The organism is Agromyces sp. Soil535 (genome assembly GCF_001428255.1).
GTDB lineage: Bacteria > Actinomycetota > Actinomycetes > Actinomycetales > Microbacteriaceae > Agromyces.
This window is the reverse complement of record NZ_LMRW01000026.1, coordinates 165,448-181,740: the sequence shown is the minus strand read 5'-3', so window position 1 is coordinate 181,740 and position 16,293 is coordinate 165,448. Positions and strand designations below refer to the sequence as shown.

Genomic DNA, 16,293 nt, shown 5'->3' with positions numbered 1-16,293 from the left:
TTCGGCAGCCCAGTGGGTCGCCGCCCGAGAGGGCGAACGGATCCGCGACGCTGCGGTGTCGTTCCGTCCGGGTGGACCGAACGCGGTGGTGCGTATGGAGTTGTCCTGCGTCAGCCGTCGAGGCGGATGACCCGGGTCGCACCCGCGGGCACGAGCGTCGCGGCATCCGTCGCCTCGCCCGTCGCGAGATCGGTGCCGACCGCATCGATCACCACGTCGGCCTCCGCATGGTTGATCGCGACGAGGAACCGCGTGCCGTCGTCGGCGACCCGGATGACACGTTCGAGCCCGGTGGGCGGCGGCACGACGGTCAGGCCCGCGTCGGTGAGCACGTCGTCGATGAACGATCCCAGCGCCGAGCCGTCGAGCTTCGTCGAGACGTACCAGGCCGACCCGTCGCCGAGGGCGTTGCGCGTGAACGCGGGCAGCCCGGCCGCGGGGCCGTCGATGTAGTGCTCGACGGGCTCGGCGCCGTCGAGCACGATCTCGTCGGTCCAGACGGAACCCGAAGACCCGCCCGTGACGGCGACGCGCTCGCCCTCGCGCAGCGGCTGGAACTCCTCGATCGACAGCCCGAGCACCTCGCGCAGACGACCAGGGAACGGCCCCGCCGGCACCGCGTCGAACTCGTCGACGATGCCCGAGAAGTACGACACCGCGAGCACGCCGCCGCCCTCGACATACGCGCGCAGGTTCGCCGCCGACGCCTCGTCGAGCAGGTACAGCGCCGGCGCGAACACCGCGTGGTACCCCAAGAGATCAGCCCCCGGATGCACGAAGTCGACCGTCACGCCGAGCTTCCACAGCTCGGAGTAGAACGCCTCGAGCCGCTCGCGGTGCGACAGGTCGACCGACGGCCGCCATTCGAGCTCCTGCGCCCAGAACGACTCGGTGCTCCAGACCACGGCGACGGATGCCTCGACGCGGCTGCCGCGCAGCTCCGACAGGTGGCCCGCCAGCTCGCCCAGCTCGACGACCTCGTTCCACACGCGCGACGAGCGCCCAGCGTGGGGGAGCATCGCGGAGTGGAACTTCTCGGCGCCGAACCGGCTCGCGCGGAACTGGAAGAACATGATCGCGTCGGCGCCGCGTGCGAGGTGCGACATGCTGTTGCGCGCGAGCTCGCCGGGGCGCTTCGCGATGTTGCGCGGTTGCCAGTTCACGGCCGAGGGGGAGTGCTCCATGAGCACCCACGGCCTGCCCGCAGCGAGCGAGCGCGTGAAGTCGGCGTCCATCGCGAGCATCACGTGCGCGTCGAGCCGCGAGGCCGTCAGGTAGTGGTCGTTCGAGATGATGTCGATCTCGGGCGCCCAGCGCCAGTAGTCGACCGACGGGCAGCTCGTCGCCATGAAGTTCGTCGTGATCGGCTACGACGCGTGGCGGCGGATCGCGTCGCGCTCGAGCACGAAGCACTCGAGCAGCGCGTCGGACGTGAACCGATGGAAGTCCAGGCGGTGCGCCGGGTTCGACACGCTCGCCGACGCGCGCGGGGCGTCCACCTCGTCCCATTCGCCGTAGACCTGGCCCCAGAACGTGGTGCCCCACGCGCGGTTGAGGGCCCCGAGAGACCCGTAGCGCCGCTCGAGCCAGCCGCGGAAGTTGGCGACGGATGCCTCGTCGTAGCTCTCGGAGACCGGGGCGCCGTACTCGTTGTGCACGTGCCACATGACGACCGCCGGGTGGTGCGCGTACCGCTCGGCCAGCTTCTCTGCAATCGCCGACGCCGCGCGACGGTACTCGGGGGAGCTCGGGCTCACGATGCCCCGTGAGCCGAAGCCCAGCGTGACACCCTCGCGGGTCACCGGACGCGCTTGCGGGTACGCCTTCCAGAACCAGGCCGGCGGCACGGTGGTGGGCGTGCCGAGGTCGACGTCGATGCCGGCGCCCGCGAGCAGGTCGAGCACCTCGTCGAGGAACGAGAAGTCGTACTCGCCCTCGCGCGGTTCGAGCAGCGCCCACGAGAAGATGCCGACGCTCACGAGGTTGACCCCGGCCTCGCGCATGAGCTCGATGTCCTCGAGCCAGGTCTCGCGCGTCCACTGCTCGGGGTTGTAGTCGCCGCCGAAGCGGATCGCGGGGGTGCCGGGGATCCAGCCGCTGCGCGCTGAAGCCTCAGGGCCGGCGGCCGTGGCGGGCGCGGCAGGGGCGGCGGGCACGGAGGGTGCGGGCGCCGTGGCCGCGGTAGCGCCAGAGGCGGGCACGGACTGCGAGATCGGCGCGGACTGCGAAGGCATGGAGCGTTCTCCCTTGAAACTGTGTGCGGTCACAGTTGTAACACAGAAGCACCCCGTTGCAACATCCGTCTTCTCAGGAGTTGACACGCAAGCCGGGCTGTGCATTACTGGGATCGCTCACAGGCACAGCGTGGTCCTCTACGGTCGCGCGGAGCCATGGGGCATCCGCAATCACAGCTTTCACAGCTTTCGACAAGGAGGACGAATGCGTGCAGCATTCCGCACCGGCGCCATCGCCGCCGTTGCAGCCGCGGCGCTGATCATGACCGGCTGCTCAGCCGACGGGGGTTCGGAGGGCACCGCCGACGACCCGATCGAACTCACCTACTGGGCGTGGGCGCCCAAGCTCGACAAGGTGGTCGACATCTGGAACGACGCGCACCCCGAGATCCAGGTGACGGTCAACAAGCAGGACGGCGGCGACCCCGCGATCACCAAGCTGCTCACGGCCATCAAGGCCGGCAGCGGCGCGCCCGACCTGATCCAGGCGGAGTACCAGAAGATCCCGACGCTCGTCTCGTCCGACGCGCTCGCCGACCTCGCCGGCACGAGCGCCGCGGATGTCTCGGGCGAATTCCCCGAGGGCGTGTGGGACTCGGTGACGCTCGGCGGCGACGCGCTCTACGCGATCCCGCAGGACACCGGCCCCATGATGTTCTACTACCGCGACGACATCTTCACGCAGCTCGGCCTCACCGTGCCGACCACGTGGGACGAGTACGCCGAGACGGCCCGCGCGCTCCACACGGCCGACCCGTCGAAGTACCTCGGCACCTTCTCGTCGAACGACGCCGGCTGGTTCGCCGGCCTCTCGCAGCAGGCGAAGGCGGAGTGGTGGTCGATCGACGGCGACGCCTGGGGCGTCGGCATCGACGAGGCGCCCACCCAGCAGGTCGCCGAGTACTGGGGCGGGTTGGTCGCCGAGGGCGTCATCGACAACAAGCCGATGTACACGCCCGAGTGGAACGCAGCCCTGAACGACGGCACGCAGGCCGGCTGGCTCGGCGCCGTGTGGGGTCCGGGCGTGCTCTCGGGCAACGCAGCCGACACCGCCGGCCTCTGGAAGGCCGCGCCGCTGCCGAACTGGGGCACGGATGTCTCCAACGGCAACTGGGGCGGTTCGTCGACCGCGGTCACCTCGCAGTCGAAGAACGTCGACGCCGCCGTCGAGTTCGCGACCTGGCTGAACACCGACCCCGAGGCGGTCCAGGCGCTCGTCACCGAGACGGGCATCTACCCCGCGTCCACGGATGCCGCGGCATCCGCCCTCACCGAGGCGCCCGAGTTCTTCAGCAACCAGCCCGACTTCTACGACGTCGCCGCTGAGGCCGCACAGGCGGTCGCGCCGTTCCAGTACGGCCCGAACGTGAACGTCGCGTTCAGCGCCTACAACGACGAGTTCGCGAAGGCGGCCGAGGCGAAGACCGTCGACGCGTTCCTCGCGGCGGTCGCGGCGATGCAGACGATCACGGTCGACGACCTGGAGTCGAGCGGCTTCACGGTCGCGAAGTAAACGCCGCTGCTGGTCGAGGAGCCGGCTGCGCCGGCTCCTCGACCAGCAGCACCATTCAGGAAGGACCCCCACGAGATGACCGCCACGGTCGAAGCCCCACCAGCGACGAAGCGGCGACGCGGCCCCGCCCGCCGCACCCTCACCCCCTGGATGATGCTCGCCCCGGGCATCGTGCTGTTCACGCTGTTCATGGCGGCGCCGATCCTCTACACCCTGGTGCTCTCCTTCCAGAAGGAGGTGGTGAGGGGCCTCGGACTCGGGTCGGGCGCGAAGTCGCGCACGTTCGCCGGCCTCGAGAACTACGTCGCGACCCTCACCGACCCCGAGTTCCTCGCGAGCGTCGGGCGGGTGCTCGTGTACGGGCTCATCCTCGTGCCCACCATGCTCGGGCTCGCACTGCTGTTCGCGCTGCTGCTCGACGCACGCCGCACGGGCGCGAAGGGCTTCTCGCGCGTCTCGATCTTCCTGCCCTATGCGGTGCCGGCGGTCATCTCGTCGCTCCTGTGGGGCTTCCTCTACCTCCCGGCGGTCAGCCCGTTCTACTGGATCTTCGAACAGCTCGGCTGGGACGACGTGCCGTCGCTGCTCTCTCCCGGCCTCGTCATCTTCGCGATCGCGAACATCGGCCTCTGGGGCGGCGTCGGCTTCAACATGATCGTGATGTACACGTCGCTGAAGGCGGTGCCGACCGAGATCTACGAGGCAGCACGCATCGACGGGGCATCCGAGGTGCAGATCGCCTGGCGCATCAAGGTGCCGATCATCATGCCCGCACTCATCATGACCGCGCTGTTCTCGATGATCGCGACGCTGCAGGTGTTCGCCGAGCCGATGACCCTGCGGCCGCTCACGAACAGCCTCTCGACGACGTGGTCGCCGCTCATGTACGTGTACCGGGATGCGTTCACCCGTGACGACATCTACTCGGCCGCAGCGACCTCCGTGATCATCGCGGTCGCCACGTTCGCCGTCTCCTTCTTCTTCCTCCGCGTCGTGCAGCGGCGCGCTTTCGGCCAGGAGGACTGAGCCATGACCATCACCAACCAGACCCGAGCCTTGGTGGTGCCCGAGCTCGTCGAGGCATCCGATGACCGTGGCCACCGCCCTGTCTCAGACACGCGGATGCCGCTCGCCCCCGGCTCGACGGCCGTGCTCCTGCTCGGCGCGCTCTACTGCCTGCTGCCGGTGGCGTGGGTGGTCATCGCGTCGACGAAGGATGCCTCGGAGCTGTTCTCGACGTTCACCTTCGCGCCGTCGACGCACCTCTGGGACAACATCGTCGAGCTGACGAACTACCGCGACGGGCTGTACTGGCGGTGGATGCTGAACACCGCGCTCTACGCCGGGTTCGGCGCGATCGTCTCCACGTACGTGTCGGCGCTGTCGGGGTACGCGCTCGCGAAGTACACGTTCCCGGGCAAGGGCGTCGTGTTCAAGGTGCTGCTCATGGGCGTGCTCGTGCCGAGCGTGATCGTCGCGATTCCGCAGTACCTGCTGCTCGCGCAGGTCGGACTCACGAACACCTACTGGTCGGTGCTGCTGCCACAGCTCATCAGTCCGTACGGCATCTACCTCGCCCGCATCTACGCGGCTGCCGCGGTGCCGACCGACATCATCGAGTCGGCGCGCACCGAGGGCGCCCGCGAGCTCTACATCTTCCACCGCATCGCGCTGCCGATGATGGGGCCTGGGCTCGTGACGATCTTCCTGTTCCAGTTCGTCGCCGTCTGGAACAACTTCATGCTGCCGTACATCATGCTCGGCAACGACGAGCTGTTCCCGATCACGGTCGGGCTCTCGGGGCTGCTGAACCAGGGCGCTTCGCTGCCGGCCATGTACACGCTCGTCATCACGGGCGCCCTGCTGTCGATCGTGCCGCTCATCGTGCTGTTCCTCGTGCTGCAGCGGTACTGGCGGGTCGACCTCGCGGCCGGCGCCGTGAAGGCGTGAGCCCGGCGGATGCCGCGGGGCGCGCGTCCGGCGCAGCCCGCGGGGGATCCGGCCGCACCTACACTGGCCACGTGAGTGATCACGCGCCGCGGAAGCGGCCCACCATCGAGGACGTCGCCCGCGAGTCCGGCGTCTCCCGCGGCACGGTCTCGCGGGTGCTGAACGGTGGGCACTGGGTGAGCCCTGCCGCTCGTGAGGCCGTCGAGCGCGCCATCAAGAAGACCGGCTACCGTATCAACCCGCACGCGCGGAACCTCGCGACGGCGCGGGCGAACTCGATCGCGTTCCTGCTCACCGAGTCGCAGGACCGGCTCTTCGAGGACCCGAACTTCTCGACGCTCATGCGCGGCGCCGCGGACGCGCTCGCCGCCCGCGACCTGCCGCTGGTGCTGCTCATGGCGGGCTCCGACGACGAGCAGCGCCGCGCGACCGAGTTCATCATGGGCGGACACGTCGACGGCGCCCTGCTGGTGTCGTCGCACCGGGGGCGTGAGGGATTCCTCGCCGACCTCGTCGCCGCCGAGGTGCCGGTGGTCGCGTGCGGGGTGCCGCTCGGGTACGAGCGGCGCATCGGCTACGTCGCCGCCGACGACCTCGAGGGCGCGCGCGACATGGTCGCCTTCCTCCGCGAGTCGGGTCGCTCGCGCATCGCGACGATCACCGGGCCGCTCGACACGTCGGGCGGCATCGGCCGGCTCGAGGGGTACCGGCAGGAGCTCGGCGACGCGTTCGACGAGGGCCTCGTCGCCGAGGGCGACTACTCGCGGGCGAGCGGCGTGCGGGCGATGGGCGAGCTGCTCGCGCGGGCGCCCGACCTCGATGCGGTCTTCGTCGCCAACGACGTGATGGCCGCCGGGGCGCTCGAGGTGCTGCGGGAGCGCGGCATCCGCGTGCCCGACGACGTCGCCGTGGCCGGCTTCGACGACGCCCCGATCGCGACGCGCGTGGAACCCCCGCTCACGACCATGCGCCAGCCGTTCGATCGGATCGCGCAGGAGATGGTGCGGATGCTGCTCGACGTGATCGACGGCCGGCCGGCCGGGCGGATGACGCTGCCCACCGAGCTGGTGCGGCGCGAGTCCGCCTGAGCGCCCTCAGTTGCTGAAGCTACCGCCCGTGATCGTGTTCATGGCGAGCACGATGATGAAGGCGCTGAAGAAGAAGCTGATGACCGAGTGCCAGACCACGGTCCAGCGGATGCGCATCGTGGTCTCGACGTCGTTCGGCGTGAAGCTCGTGCCCACCATGAACGCGACGTAGACGAAGTCGAGCAGGCCGGGGTTCTGCGTGTACGGGAAGACCATCGGTGGATCGGTGACGGCGACCGAGCCGGTGGGCGGTGAGGCGGGCGTGGTATCCGTGCCGTTCGAGTCGGTGGGCGGTGCGACGGGTGCGGCATCCGTGCTCACTCCGCCCGCCCGGCGACGCCGAACGCGCCCCGGCCCGTGGTGGTAGAGCCGGTAGTAGATCTGCGCGAAGCCCCAGTGCAGGAACCCCCACGCGAGCAGCATCGCCCAGACCCCGAAGAAGTCGATGGCGGTGCCGAACTCGGGGTCGGAGCGCACCACGAGCAGCTCGCTCGCCGCCGCGACACCGATGATGCTCGACAGGATCGTGATGAGGAGCGACGCGACGCGACCCGGCGGCCGTGTCGCGATGAGGGTGGGCGAGCCGCGCCAGGCGCTGCGCGAGATGCGCCCGAGGACGATCATCCACGCGATCATGTAGAGCGTCGACGCCAGGCACCACAGGGCGAGCGAGTTGATCTGGAACTCGGTGTCCTCGTCGGCGAAGATGAACCCCAACCCGAGCGCCAGCACCACGGCGAGCACTACGAGGTTCACGATGCGCCAGGTGAGCTGCGTGGCCGCGGCGACGCGTGAGGTCGTGGCATCCGTCATGCGCGCCTCCCCCGTCGAGTACCGCGACTCCGCGACGCGGTGTTCGCGGCGCGTCCCCCTATGGTGCACCGTTGCAGCGCTCCGAGGCCAGAGGCGAGCGGATGGCGCGGCCCGTAGATCGCCGCCGACGACGGCCTCGCTACACGACGATCGCGATGGCGACCCCGTCCCAGCCCTTCGCGCCGACGGTCTGCAACGCCGTGGCATCCACCCGCGGGTCGCTCCCCAACAGCTCGAGCGCACGCTGGGTGCCGATCACCATCGCGTCGTCGGTGTCGGGGTTGGCCACCTCGCCCATCCGGCCGACGTTGTCGACGACGATGATCGTGCCCGGCCGCCCGAGACGGATCGCCCAGTCGATGTAGATCGTGTTCGACTGCTTGTCGGCGTCGATGAACGCCAGGTCGAAGGGCTCGTCGCCGCGCTCGGCGATGACCGGCAGGGTGTCAACCGCACGCCCGACGACGATCTCGACCTTCTCCGACACTCCCGCCCGCTCGAGGTTCGCGCGCGCGATGTCGGCGTGCTTCTGCTCGAGTTCCAGGGTCACGACGCGGCCGTCGTGCGGGATGCCGCGGGCGAGCCAGATCGTCGAGAAGCCCCCGAGCGTGCCCACCTCGAGCACGCGCCGCGCACCCGACATGCGCGCCAGCAGGTGCAGGAGCTTGCCTGCGAGCGGGGTGACCTCGATGGCGGGGAGGCCCGCGGCGATGGAATCGGACACCGCCTCGGTCAAGGTCGGGTCGTCATCGATCAGGGTCGTCGCGAAGTAGTGGTCGACGCGCCGCCAGTTCCCGGGAGTGGAGTCTGCCATGCGGCCAGCCTGATCGCCGCCCCGCGCCCCGTCAATGGGTCGAGCCCCGGCCGCCGTCGCGGTGGGCGTGGCCGTGCTGGCCGCGTGTGGCCAGACCGGCGGGTTATCCGGTGCCGGAGTCGGCTCCGGCTCGGGATCCGCCCAGAGTTGGTTTCTCTCAGCAGGATCAGTCGATCTCTCTATTTGTTTACTTGTCGACTTATCCACATGTCTACTTGTTTACTGGTTCTGCGGAGAGAAACTGTTGCGCGATGCCGCCGGCGGTGATGGGTCGGCGACGGTTCGCAGGTGCGGCGGCTCGCGGGTCGCTGTCCGCGGTCAGAACGTCTTCTCGTACTTCTTCGCCAGCTGCTCGTATCCGAGCCGCTCGTAGAAGGCGTGCGCGTCCACGCGCCGGAACGCCGTCGCCACGCTCGCGCGCACACAGCCCGCGGCCGCGCACCACGCCTCGAACACATATCCATGAGCGCCCGGCCGGCGCCGGTGCCCCGGCTCGCCTCGGTGACTACGAGCGCAATCAGCTCGGCGACCGGGGCATCGAGTTCGTAGACCCACGTGTAGTGCCCGGCCGCGAACCCGATCTGGCCGTCATCATCGCCGAGCGCAAGCCACGCGGCATCCCGCGTGCTCCCGGCGACCCGGTCGAAGCGCGCCTCGACTGCGGCGAGGGTGGTCGGGTAGCCGAGCTCGCCGACGAGCGGGGCGATGGCGGCGGAATCGGCAGCGCCGGCGAGGCGGATCAGCACGCCTCCATCGTAGGGAGCGGCACGCTGGAGCAAGATCCTCAGGCGAGCGGATACCGCGGGGTGCGACATGCTGGAGGCATGCCCTCGCGCGCCCCGACCCCGTTACCCGAAGTGCGCGCCGCGCTCGGAGTGCTCGCCGATCGGGCGCGGCGGCTGCACGCGGCATCCGGTGGACGCATCGTGCTCGGCATCACCGGCAGCCCCGGTGCAGGCAAGACGATGCTTGCGCAGCGGTTCGTGACAGCGCTGAACGAGGGCGCAAACACCTCAGCCGAAACCACGGCGGCGCCGGTCGCGGTGCACCTGCCGATGGACGGATTCCACCTCGCGAACGCGACGCTCGACCGGCTCGGCCTGCGGGAGCGCAAGGGCGCGATCGAGACGTTCGACGGCTGGGGGTTCGTCGCGCTGCTGGAGCGGGTCCGACGCGAGGTCGATCACGTCGTGTACGCGCCGGCGTTCGAGCGGCACGTCGACGAGCCCGTCGCGGGAGAGATCGCGATCGAGGCATCCGCTCGCTTCGTGGTCGTCGAGGGCAACTACCTGCTGAGCGACGTCGAGCCGTGGCAGGGCGTGCGCGACCTGCTCGACGAGGCGTGGTTCTGCGACACCGACGACGACGAGCGGATGCACCGACTCGTGCGTCGGCACACCGAGTTCGGTCGGTCGATCGAGGCCGCGCGGGCCTGGGCGACCGAGGTGGACGGCGCGAACGCGCGCGGGATCGCGCCGGCGCGGGAGCGGGCGGACGTCGTCGTGTCGGGCGTCACCTGGGAGATCGTCGCCGCCGGCGACTAGGCCGTTCCGGGGCGCGGGCCCCCGGCTGGCGCTCAGTCCGCCGGCACGTACCGCGCCAACGTGATCCCCGTCGATGTGGTCATGCTGCTGACGAGTCGGAGCTGCTGGTGCACTTCGTCGAACATCCGCCGGCCGGTGCCAAGCACGACGGGATGGATGATGAGCACGTACTCGTCGATGAGCCCGGCGGAGGCGAGCGTCCGCACCAGCTCGCCGCTGCCGAGGATCGCGAGGTCGCCGCCGTCGGTCGACTTCAGCTCTGCGATCGTGTCCGCCGCCTCGCCGGGCACGACGGTGGTGTTCTGCCATGTGAGCTCGAGCGACGGGTCGCGCGTCACCACGAACTTCTCGGTGGCATTGAGGTGCTCCGTGAACGGATTGCCGTCGGTTTGATGCGGCCAGAAGGCGAACATGTGCTCGTACGTGCGATGGCCGAAGAGCATGGCACCCGTCTCGGCCATGCCCTTGCCCATCTCGGCGCCGAGCTCGGGGTCGCGGTTCGCGCCGAGCGCCCAACCGCCGTACGTGAAGCCGCCCCTGGTGTCTTCCTCGGCCGACATCGGCGCCTGCATCACGCCGTCGAGTGAGATGTTGTTCGTCACGGAGATCGTTCGCATCGTTCGTGCCCTTCGTCTGCTCTGAGAAACGTACGTTCACAGAGAGGTCGAGGCTGAGCTGGGCGTTTCGACATCCGACGAATGATTCAGCCCGCCGAGTGGATCCTGCCGTTGGCGTCGACCGTGATGATCGCCGTCTCCTTCTTGCGGTTCAACGCACGATAGAGGATGTAGAACAGCCACAGGCCGCCCGTGAGGATCACGAGGATCAGATTCCAGAACCATCCGATCCGCTTGTTCCTCGAGAGCACGGCCTGGCCGGCCGCGAACGTCTGCACGGTCCACCCGCGCTGCACGTACTTCGCCACCTCAGCGTTGAGGACCTGGGTACGGGTGTCCTCCGGCAGCGGGACGGGAGCCGAGTTCACTTCAGTCATCTCCGAACACTAACCCCCGAAGCGCGGCGACCCCAGCCCCTGCTCCGAGCGGGCCGATCAGCCGCCCGTCGCCGGCACCGACTCGGGCGGGCCGAACAGGTCGGTTCCGTGCTGTTCGATGAGGGCGTGCGCCTGACGGTACGTGACCGGTGGGGCATCCGTGACGCCCTGGTGTGCCGCGAGCAGGCCCATGAGGCCAGCGCCTGGAGGGCTCAGCGGGCGATCGTCATCGCCATTCGGAACGGGGTCGGATGACTCGGGGTTCCGTGGCGTGTATTGCGGATGCGTCTGCGGCCACGACGTCGCCGGCCGAGGCTGCTCGAGGGTGACGGCCACGTCGACGGGCGGAGCGTCCCGGTCGCGGTTCGTGAGGGGTTCGAGATCGTACTTCGCGGTGAGGGTGCTGATCACGCTGCCATGATGCATCGGCTCATGGATGACCTGACCGGCGGCGGTGTAGGCGGAGACGGCGATGGCGGGTACGCGCACGCCGAGCCGATCGAAGGCGAATCCCATCTCGTGCTCGACGTCGTCGCCGGGTGGTTCGGCCTCGGGCGGGGGAACGTGGTCGAAGGTGCCGCCGTGCTCGTCGAACGTGACGAGCAGCATCGTGTTCATCGCGTTCGACCCGGTCGCCGAGTCACTCGCCCGGATCGCCGTGTAGATCCCGTGCAGGAGTGCGTCTCCCGCTCGCACGTCGGAGATCGCACCCCCGGTGACCGGGAAGCCGTCGACATCCGTCGTGCGTATGTCACCGGTGGGCGGGTGCATGTCGTTGTGGTCGTAGGCCATCCGGGGTTCGAGGAAGGAGTACGCGGGCAGCGAGCCCTCCTCGCAGGCCCGGTAGAAATCGCTCATCGGGCGGAACCTGCTACGGAAGAAGGGCTTGAGCGCGGGCGCATGCATGAGCCCGGTCAGCGAGACGTGCTGGCGGTCGTCGTAGTACACGCACCACGAGATCCCGGCGTCCTCGAGCCGGTTGAAGATCGTCGGCACGACCACGTCCTTGCGCCCCCACTTGGCGTAGCCGCCGTTGTCGTGATTGGTGACGAACCCGTGCGAGGTCGACGCGTGGAAGAAGGAGCGGTTGCAGAAGGTCGGTCCCGGAACCGCGCAGTGCCAGTGGTCGAAGACGGCGAACTCCCGCGCGAGCGTCGAGAGCACGGGCAGCATGTCGGGTGAGAACGCCCCCATCGCGACTTCGGCCTCGTCGTGGGTCGGTGCCGTGCCCCGCTCCGCGTGGAAGCTGTTGATGTAGTCGCGGACGAATCCGGTCATCGTGGCCGGCGACGCCGCACTCGGCGCGTTGAAGGGCGCCTGCATCTGCGCCACCTGCGCGTGTGCATTGCCTGGCGGGTCGACCGTGCCGAACAGCTGTGTGTTCACATGCGGGTAGTCTTCGCCCGGGTCTGGCCGCGGGCTGCTCATCACCTCGTCGGTCGTGCCGGTGTACGGGTGGGTCTCGATGCGCCGCCCTTCGACGTCCTCATTCGCGAACGGACCTTCATTCAGCCCGGCGAACGACTGCCCATCGGGAACCTCGGAGGTCGCGTAGAGGTACCCGAGCAGGTTGTCGAACGACCGGTTCTCGAACATCAGCACCACAAGGTGATCGAAGCCGGGCCCGGCCGCGCGCGGCGGGATCGTGCCCTCCGGCAGGAGCGATGGAGGCACGGGCGTGGACGATCCATCACGGCCCGCGCCGCCGACCGCTGCGCCCGCCGCGAATCCCGCAGCACCGCCGACGGCTGCTCCGGCCGCGGCCGCGCCACCCGCGCGGAGGAACTCGCGACGCGACGGCTGCGCGTCATCCCCGGTCGAACCGTCAGCCATGAGCGGCCACCTCTTCCCCCTACGCAGCACCCTAGGACACCTGTCCATCGCGCGGGTGAACCTGCCTTGCGGATGCCGGCCGGGCGTCCCTCGCGCGGGGTCTTGTCGCGGCATCAGCTTCGTCATAGGGTCGCGAGCGACTGCGTGCCAATCACCGACGATCGGAGTGGACATGCCCGCGACCGCGCTTCCCTCGAGTGGCGACCAGCCCGAGCGCCCGCCCGGAGCGCCCGGTGCGCCCGGAGCGCCCGGTGCCGCGAAGACCTGCGACGCGAGCGGCATGGCCGAGATCCACCGGCTGTTCAAGGCCGGGTTCGGCGAGGGCCGCGCGCTCATCGACGGGGTCGCCGAGGGCGACGTCGCGCACGCCGAGGTCGTCGGCGACCACCTCGACATGCTCTCGGTCGGGCTGCACGCCCACCACGAGGGCGAGGACACCATGCTCTGGGGCCCGCTCGAGCAGCGCGCGCCGTCGTGCGCCGCACATGTCGAGCGCATGAAGGCGCAGCATGCCGAGCTGCTCGTGCATCTCACGGCGCTCGATGCGGCACTGCCCGCCTGGCGGGGGAGCGGCAGGGCAGCGGATGCCGCGGGCGTCACGGCTGCGCTCGACGGCATCAACGCCGCGCTCGCCGCGCACCTGCCTGACGAGGAGACGAACATCGTGCCGGTCATGGAGACGGTGATCACCCAGAAGGAGGTCGACGCGCTCTCCGAGCACGGACGCAGGGCCACGCCGAAGGGAAAGATGTTCGTCCAGCTCGGCGCGATCCTCGCCGCACAGCCCGACGGTGGGCAGGAGTGGGAGCGCAAGCGCCTGCCGCCTCCGGTGCGGCTCATCTGGCGCTGGGTCGGCAAGCGGAAGTACGAGGCGAATCGGAAGGCCCTCGTCGGGAGCCGGCAGGCATAGCCTCGCCGGTGCCGTCGCACTCGCCGAGCATCACCTTGCCGAGCTCGGCATCGTCGAGTGGATGCCCACGGGCGGAGCGGCACGGCTCGCCCGCCTCCGGGTCGAGACGGCGCTGAAGCTCCCCGACTGCTGCGTGCTCGACGCCGCGATGAGCAACGGCGCGGCGATGGCGACCTTCGACGAGCGACTGGCGAGTGCAGGCGCGTCGCTCGGCGTGACGTTGATCGAACTCGCCTGATTCGGGGGAGGATGGTCCCAGGGAGGCGAGCGGGCGATGAGGGATCGCGCGAACTGGCTGGTGTGGGCGCAGTTCCTGCTGCTCGCGCTCATGCTGCTGCCCGGGGAACCGCTCTGGAGCGAGACCTGGATCACGGTGATCGCGATCCTGCTCGCGGTCGACGGCGCTGTGCTCGCCACCGCCGGCGCCGTGGCGCTCGGGCGGGACCTCGTGGTGTGGGTTGCACCGAAGGACGGCGCGGCGCTCCGCACGAGCGGCGTCTTCCGCCTCACGCGCAACCCGACCTACCTGGGCCTCATCGTCACCACGGCCGGGTGGGTGCTGTGGCGGGCGCGCCTCGAGCTCATCGTCGTGTGGGTGCTGTTCGTGATCGTGCTCGTCGTCAAGGCGCACATCGAGCAGCACCGACTCCTCGACGCGTTCGGCGACGAGTACCGAGAGTACGCCGAGCAGACTCCGCTGCTGCTGTTCGGCCGCGGCATCCGCTAGACCGGCGCTGCGGCCGGCCCGGCGGCGCGGCCCGGCGCCGGCCCCGGCGCGCTCGCCGCAATGTGGAGCAGCCGGAACTCGCTGCGTCGAAGCGTCCTCAGGAAGACCCTGATGGGGAGTGAGAACGCGCGCAGCCCGGCTTCGGTCGGGTACGGCTCGACGCCGTCGATCTCGTATTCGTGCACGCCTCGCACGACGACGCCGTGTCCGGCCGCGCGAAGGTTGCGGTACCAGCTCACCCCCGTCCCGTAGATGAGCACGGCGACGAAGCCCTCGGGTGCCCGACCGTGCAGGATCGGCGTCTCGAACGTCTTGCCGCTCTTTCGTCCCACGTGTCGCACGAGCGCGAGCGGTCCGTACCCGCTGCGCGCGATGCGCAGGGTGAGTCGGTTGGCCGTGTGGTTGATCGTCCAGAAGTAGGCCCTCCTGATGCGCCCGGTCATATCGACTCGGCCAGGCCCTTCGCTGCCTCGTCCGATGCTCGCAGCGGCCCTGACTCGAGCAGGCTCATGATCGCGTGCAGCGGGATCGCCGCCCACGTCGGACGATTGCGTGTCTCGTAGATCGCCTCGTACACGGCCTTGTCGAGCTCGAACGCGGCGAGCAGGTCGCGGTAGGGGCTCAGGTCGACGCCGGATGACGCGACGTAGCCATCGAGGAATGCCTGCCGTGCGGCATCCGCCCACGCCACCGCCGCGACGGCGCGCTCGGGCAGGGCGAGCGCCGTGGACCCCGCGACGTAGTCGAACGAGCGGAGCATGCCGGCGACGTCGCGCGCGGGCAGGTCGGGGCGGCGGCGGTCGTGCATGGGGCGCAGCGGCTCGCCCTCGAAGTCGAGCAGCACCCAGCCGCGCCGGGGCACGAGCAGGACCTGCCCGAGGTGCAGGTCCCCGTGGATGCGCTGCAGCTCCGGCCACGCGCCCGCCTGCGCCCGGGCGTAGAACGCGTCGATCGCTGCGCGGTGCACGCCGAGCTCGGGCACCTCGGTCACGGCGATGCTGAGGCGGCGGCTCCAGGCGGCGGTGATGCGGTCGATGAGCTCCTCCGACGGACGCTCGCGGGGGAAGAGGTCGCCGAGCGAGAGGTGCACCTCGGCCACCGCGGAGCCGAGCGCGCGGGCCTCGTCGGTGAAGGGCGTGGCCGTCGCCGCCGCGGTGAGCGCCACGCGCCACGCGTCCTCGACGCCCGGCAGGAACTCCTGCGCAAACGCGAGGTGGCCCCGCGCGCGCCCCGTGGGCTGGCCGACGTCGTCCCACTCGCCCTCGACGGCGCCCACGCTCGCCGGCACATGGGGTGATCCGGATGCCGCGAGTGCGGTCTGCAGGGTGACATCGGGGTTGTCGCCGTGGTGCAGCTGCCGGAACACCTTGCAGATGATCGGCGCCGACTCCGCCGGGCGGTAGATGATCGACGTATTCGACTGCTCCCCGCCGAGCACCGTCGCCGGCGCGCTCGCCGGCGGGAGGGTGCGCTCGGGCCCCGAGAATCGGCCCGAGGCATCCGCGCCCTCGGTGACCGCACGCGCCTCGCCCACGATCATCCCGAGCAGCGCGTCGGTGTAGGCGCGGTCGTGCGGCCCGTCGTAGAGGAAGCCGTCGTCGGGCAGTCGCCCGATCAGGTGGTCGGATGCCGCGGGCGAATGCAGTCGGTCGGCCCGCTCGACGACCGGCACCTGGTAGAGGATCGGCGGGTCGGACGCGTCGTCCATCACGAGGAGCGTGCGAACCCGGGCGCCCTCGTCGACGGTCGACAGCTCGAACGCGCCGATGAGCCGGAGCGAGGGCGCGTGCCCCTTGCCGCCGAACCACCGCTGCAGCGGCATCCACTCGGCGATCGCCGCGACAGCGCTGTCCATGCCTGAACCGTACGACGG

The 16,293-nt window shown here is 70.0% G+C and carries 16 protein-coding genes and 2 pseudogenes; 8 read left to right on the top strand and 10 right to left on the bottom strand.

Going from position 1 to position 16,293, the window contains the following annotated elements; all coding sequences use genetic code 11:
* Positions 1-110 precede the first annotated feature (110 nt).
* A pseudogene (locus ASG80_RS19350) lies at positions 111-2,090 on the bottom strand (beta-galactosidase).
* Between the two features lie 349 nt (positions 2,091-2,439).
* On the opposite strand from ASG80_RS19350, the gene ASG80_RS19345 reads away from it, so the two are divergent.
* The 4 genes from ASG80_RS19345 (at position 2,440) to ASG80_RS19330 (ending at position 6,785) form a co-directional block, all read left to right on the top strand.
* Positions 2,440-3,747 carry an ABC transporter substrate-binding protein gene (locus tag ASG80_RS19345; RefSeq protein ID WP_056733768.1) on the top strand — a complete coding sequence of 436 codons (1,308 nt, stop codon included), beginning with the start codon at positions 2,440-2,442 and terminating at the stop codon, positions 3,745-3,747.
* Between the two features lie 75 nt (positions 3,748-3,822).
* The gene (locus tag ASG80_RS19340) at positions 3,823-4,773 is read left to right on the top strand and encodes a carbohydrate ABC transporter permease (RefSeq protein ID WP_056733766.1); all 951 of its coding nucleotides are present in this window, start codon (positions 3,823-3,825) and stop codon (positions 4,771-4,773) included.
* Between the two features lie 96 nt (positions 4,774-4,869).
* Positions 4,870-5,697: a carbohydrate ABC transporter permease gene (locus ASG80_RS19335; protein WP_056733907.1), complete on the top strand. Its 828-nt coding sequence runs from the start codon at positions 4,870-4,872 to the stop codon at positions 5,695-5,697.
* Positions 5,698-5,768: 71 nt separating this feature from the next.
* Positions 5,769-6,785 (top strand): LacI family DNA-binding transcriptional regulator, encoded by a 1,017-nt coding sequence (locus ASG80_RS19330; RefSeq protein WP_056733905.1) that lies wholly within the window; start codon positions 5,769-5,771, stop codon positions 6,783-6,785.
* A gap of 6 nt (positions 6,786-6,791) precedes the next feature.
* Here the strand turns inward: ASG80_RS19330 and ASG80_RS19325 are convergent, their stop codons facing one another.
* The 4 genes and pseudogenes from ASG80_RS19325 to ASG80_RS24915 form a co-directional block, all read right to left on the bottom strand.
* Positions 6,792-7,598, bottom strand: a complete 807-nt coding sequence (locus ASG80_RS19325; protein ID WP_056733764.1) for a DUF1345 domain-containing protein — start codon at positions 7,596-7,598, stop codon at positions 6,792-6,794.
* Between the two features lie 139 nt (positions 7,599-7,737).
* Entirely contained in the window at positions 7,738-8,412 is a 675-nt protein-coding gene (locus tag ASG80_RS19320) for an O-methyltransferase (RefSeq protein WP_056733762.1), read from the bottom strand.
* Between the two features lie 318 nt (positions 8,413-8,730).
* Complete coding sequence (locus tag ASG80_RS24620) at positions 8,731-8,868, bottom strand: hypothetical protein (protein ID WP_235508407.1); 138 nt, start codon at positions 8,866-8,868, stop codon at positions 8,731-8,733.
* Positions 8,869-8,912: 44 nt separating this feature from the next.
* Positions 8,913-8,993, bottom strand: a pseudogene (locus tag ASG80_RS24915) (hypothetical protein); the annotation flags it as partial.
* Between ASG80_RS24915 and ASG80_RS19315 the strand changes: the two are divergent.
* Entirely contained in the window at positions 8,973-9,956 is a 984-nt protein-coding gene (locus ASG80_RS19315; protein ID WP_369816283.1) for a nucleoside/nucleotide kinase family protein, read from the top strand. The pseudogene ASG80_RS24915 and the gene ASG80_RS19315 sit on opposite strands and share 21 nt — an antisense overlap.
* A 32-nt stretch (positions 9,957-9,988) precedes the next feature.
* Here the strand turns inward: ASG80_RS19315 and ASG80_RS19310 are convergent, their stop codons facing one another.
* From ASG80_RS19310 to ASG80_RS19300, 3 genes are all read right to left on the bottom strand, one after another.
* The gene (locus ASG80_RS19310; protein ID WP_056733760.1) at positions 9,989-10,573 is read right to left on the bottom strand and encodes a dihydrofolate reductase family protein; all 585 of its coding nucleotides are present in this window, start codon (positions 10,571-10,573) and stop codon (positions 9,989-9,991) included.
* Between the two features lie 86 nt (positions 10,574-10,659).
* The gene (locus ASG80_RS19305) at positions 10,660-10,950 is read right to left on the bottom strand and encodes a hypothetical protein (protein ID WP_156401964.1); all 291 of its coding nucleotides are present in this window, start codon (positions 10,948-10,950) and stop codon (positions 10,660-10,662) included.
* Between the two features lie 57 nt (positions 10,951-11,007).
* On the bottom strand, positions 11,008-12,783 hold the full coding sequence (locus tag ASG80_RS19300) for an alkaline phosphatase family protein (RefSeq protein WP_056733755.1): 1,776 nt from the start codon (positions 12,781-12,783) through the stop codon (positions 11,008-11,010).
* Positions 12,784-12,955: 172 nt separating this feature from the next.
* Between ASG80_RS19300 and ASG80_RS19295 the strand changes: the two genes are divergently transcribed.
* From ASG80_RS19295 to ASG80_RS19290, 3 genes are all read left to right on the top strand, one after another.
* A complete protein-coding gene (locus ASG80_RS19295; protein WP_056733901.1) occupies positions 12,956-13,693 on the top strand; it encodes a hemerythrin domain-containing protein in 738 nt (245 codons plus the stop codon).
* 61 nt (positions 13,694-13,754) lie between these two features.
* Positions 13,755-13,931: a hypothetical protein gene (locus ASG80_RS23750; RefSeq protein ID WP_156401963.1), complete on the top strand. Its 177-nt coding sequence runs from the start codon at positions 13,755-13,757 to the stop codon at positions 13,929-13,931.
* Positions 13,932-13,967: 36 nt separating this feature from the next.
* Positions 13,968-14,420 carry an isoprenylcysteine carboxylmethyltransferase family protein gene (locus ASG80_RS19290; protein ID WP_056733751.1) on the top strand — a complete coding sequence of 151 codons (453 nt, stop codon included), beginning with the start codon at positions 13,968-13,970 and terminating at the stop codon, positions 14,418-14,420.
* Here the strand turns inward: ASG80_RS19290 and ASG80_RS19285 are convergent.
* Positions 14,417-14,863: a nitroreductase family deazaflavin-dependent oxidoreductase gene (locus ASG80_RS19285; RefSeq protein ID WP_200952630.1), complete on the bottom strand. Its 447-nt coding sequence runs from the start codon at positions 14,861-14,863 to the stop codon at positions 14,417-14,419. The genes ASG80_RS19290 and ASG80_RS19285 overlap by 4 nt on opposite strands.
* A complete protein-coding gene (locus ASG80_RS19280; protein WP_056733749.1) occupies positions 14,860-16,275 on the bottom strand; it encodes a hypothetical protein in 1,416 nt (471 codons plus the stop codon). The genes ASG80_RS19285 and ASG80_RS19280 overlap by 4 nt, the downstream gene beginning before the upstream one ends.
* Between the last annotated feature and the right edge of the window lie 18 nt (positions 16,276-16,293).

What these genes read in the sequence shown, in the direction of transcription:
- ASG80_RS19345 (WP_056733768.1), top strand. Translation starts at nt 2,440, where the DNA reads ATGCGTGCAGCATTCCGCACCGGCGCCATCGCCGCCGTTGCAGCCGCG.
- ASG80_RS19340 (WP_056733766.1), top strand. Translation starts at nt 3,823, where the DNA reads ATGACCGCCACGGTCGAAGCCCCACCAGCGACGAAGCGGCGACGCGGC.
- ASG80_RS19335 (WP_056733907.1), top strand. Translation starts at nt 4,870, where the DNA reads ATGCCGCTCGCCCCCGGCTCGACGGCCGTGCTCCTGCTCGGCGCGCTC.
- ASG80_RS19325 (WP_056733764.1), bottom strand. Translation starts at nt 7,598, where the DNA reads ATGACGGATGCCACGACCTCACGCGTCGCCGCGGCCACGCAGCTCACC.
- ASG80_RS19320 (WP_056733762.1), bottom strand. Translation starts at nt 8,412, where the DNA reads ATGGCAGACTCCACTCCCGGGAACTGGCGGCGCGTCGACCACTACTTC.
- ASG80_RS19310 (WP_056733760.1), bottom strand. Translation starts at nt 10,573, where the DNA reads ATGCGAACGATCTCCGTGACGAACAACATCTCACTCGACGGCGTGATG.
- ASG80_RS19305 (WP_156401964.1), bottom strand. Translation starts at nt 10,950, where the DNA reads ATGACTGAAGTGAACTCGGCTCCCGTCCCGCTGCCGGAGGACACCCGT.
- ASG80_RS19300 (WP_056733755.1), bottom strand. Translation starts at nt 12,783, where the DNA reads ATGGCTGACGGTTCGACCGGGGATGACGCGCAGCCGTCGCGTCGCGAG.
- ASG80_RS19295 (WP_056733901.1), top strand. Translation starts at nt 12,956, where the DNA reads ATGCCCGCGACCGCGCTTCCCTCGAGTGGCGACCAGCCCGAGCGCCCG.
- ASG80_RS23750 (WP_156401963.1), top strand. Translation starts at nt 13,755, where the DNA reads ATGCCCACGGGCGGAGCGGCACGGCTCGCCCGCCTCCGGGTCGAGACG.
- ASG80_RS19290 (WP_056733751.1), top strand. Translation starts at nt 13,968, where the DNA reads ATGAGGGATCGCGCGAACTGGCTGGTGTGGGCGCAGTTCCTGCTGCTC.
- ASG80_RS19285 (WP_200952630.1), bottom strand. Translation starts at nt 14,863, where the DNA reads ATGACCGGGCGCATCAGGAGGGCCTACTTCTGGACGATCAACCACACG.
- ASG80_RS19280 (WP_056733749.1), bottom strand. Translation starts at nt 16,275, where the DNA reads ATGGACAGCGCTGTCGCGGCGATCGCCGAGTGGATGCCGCTGCAGCGG.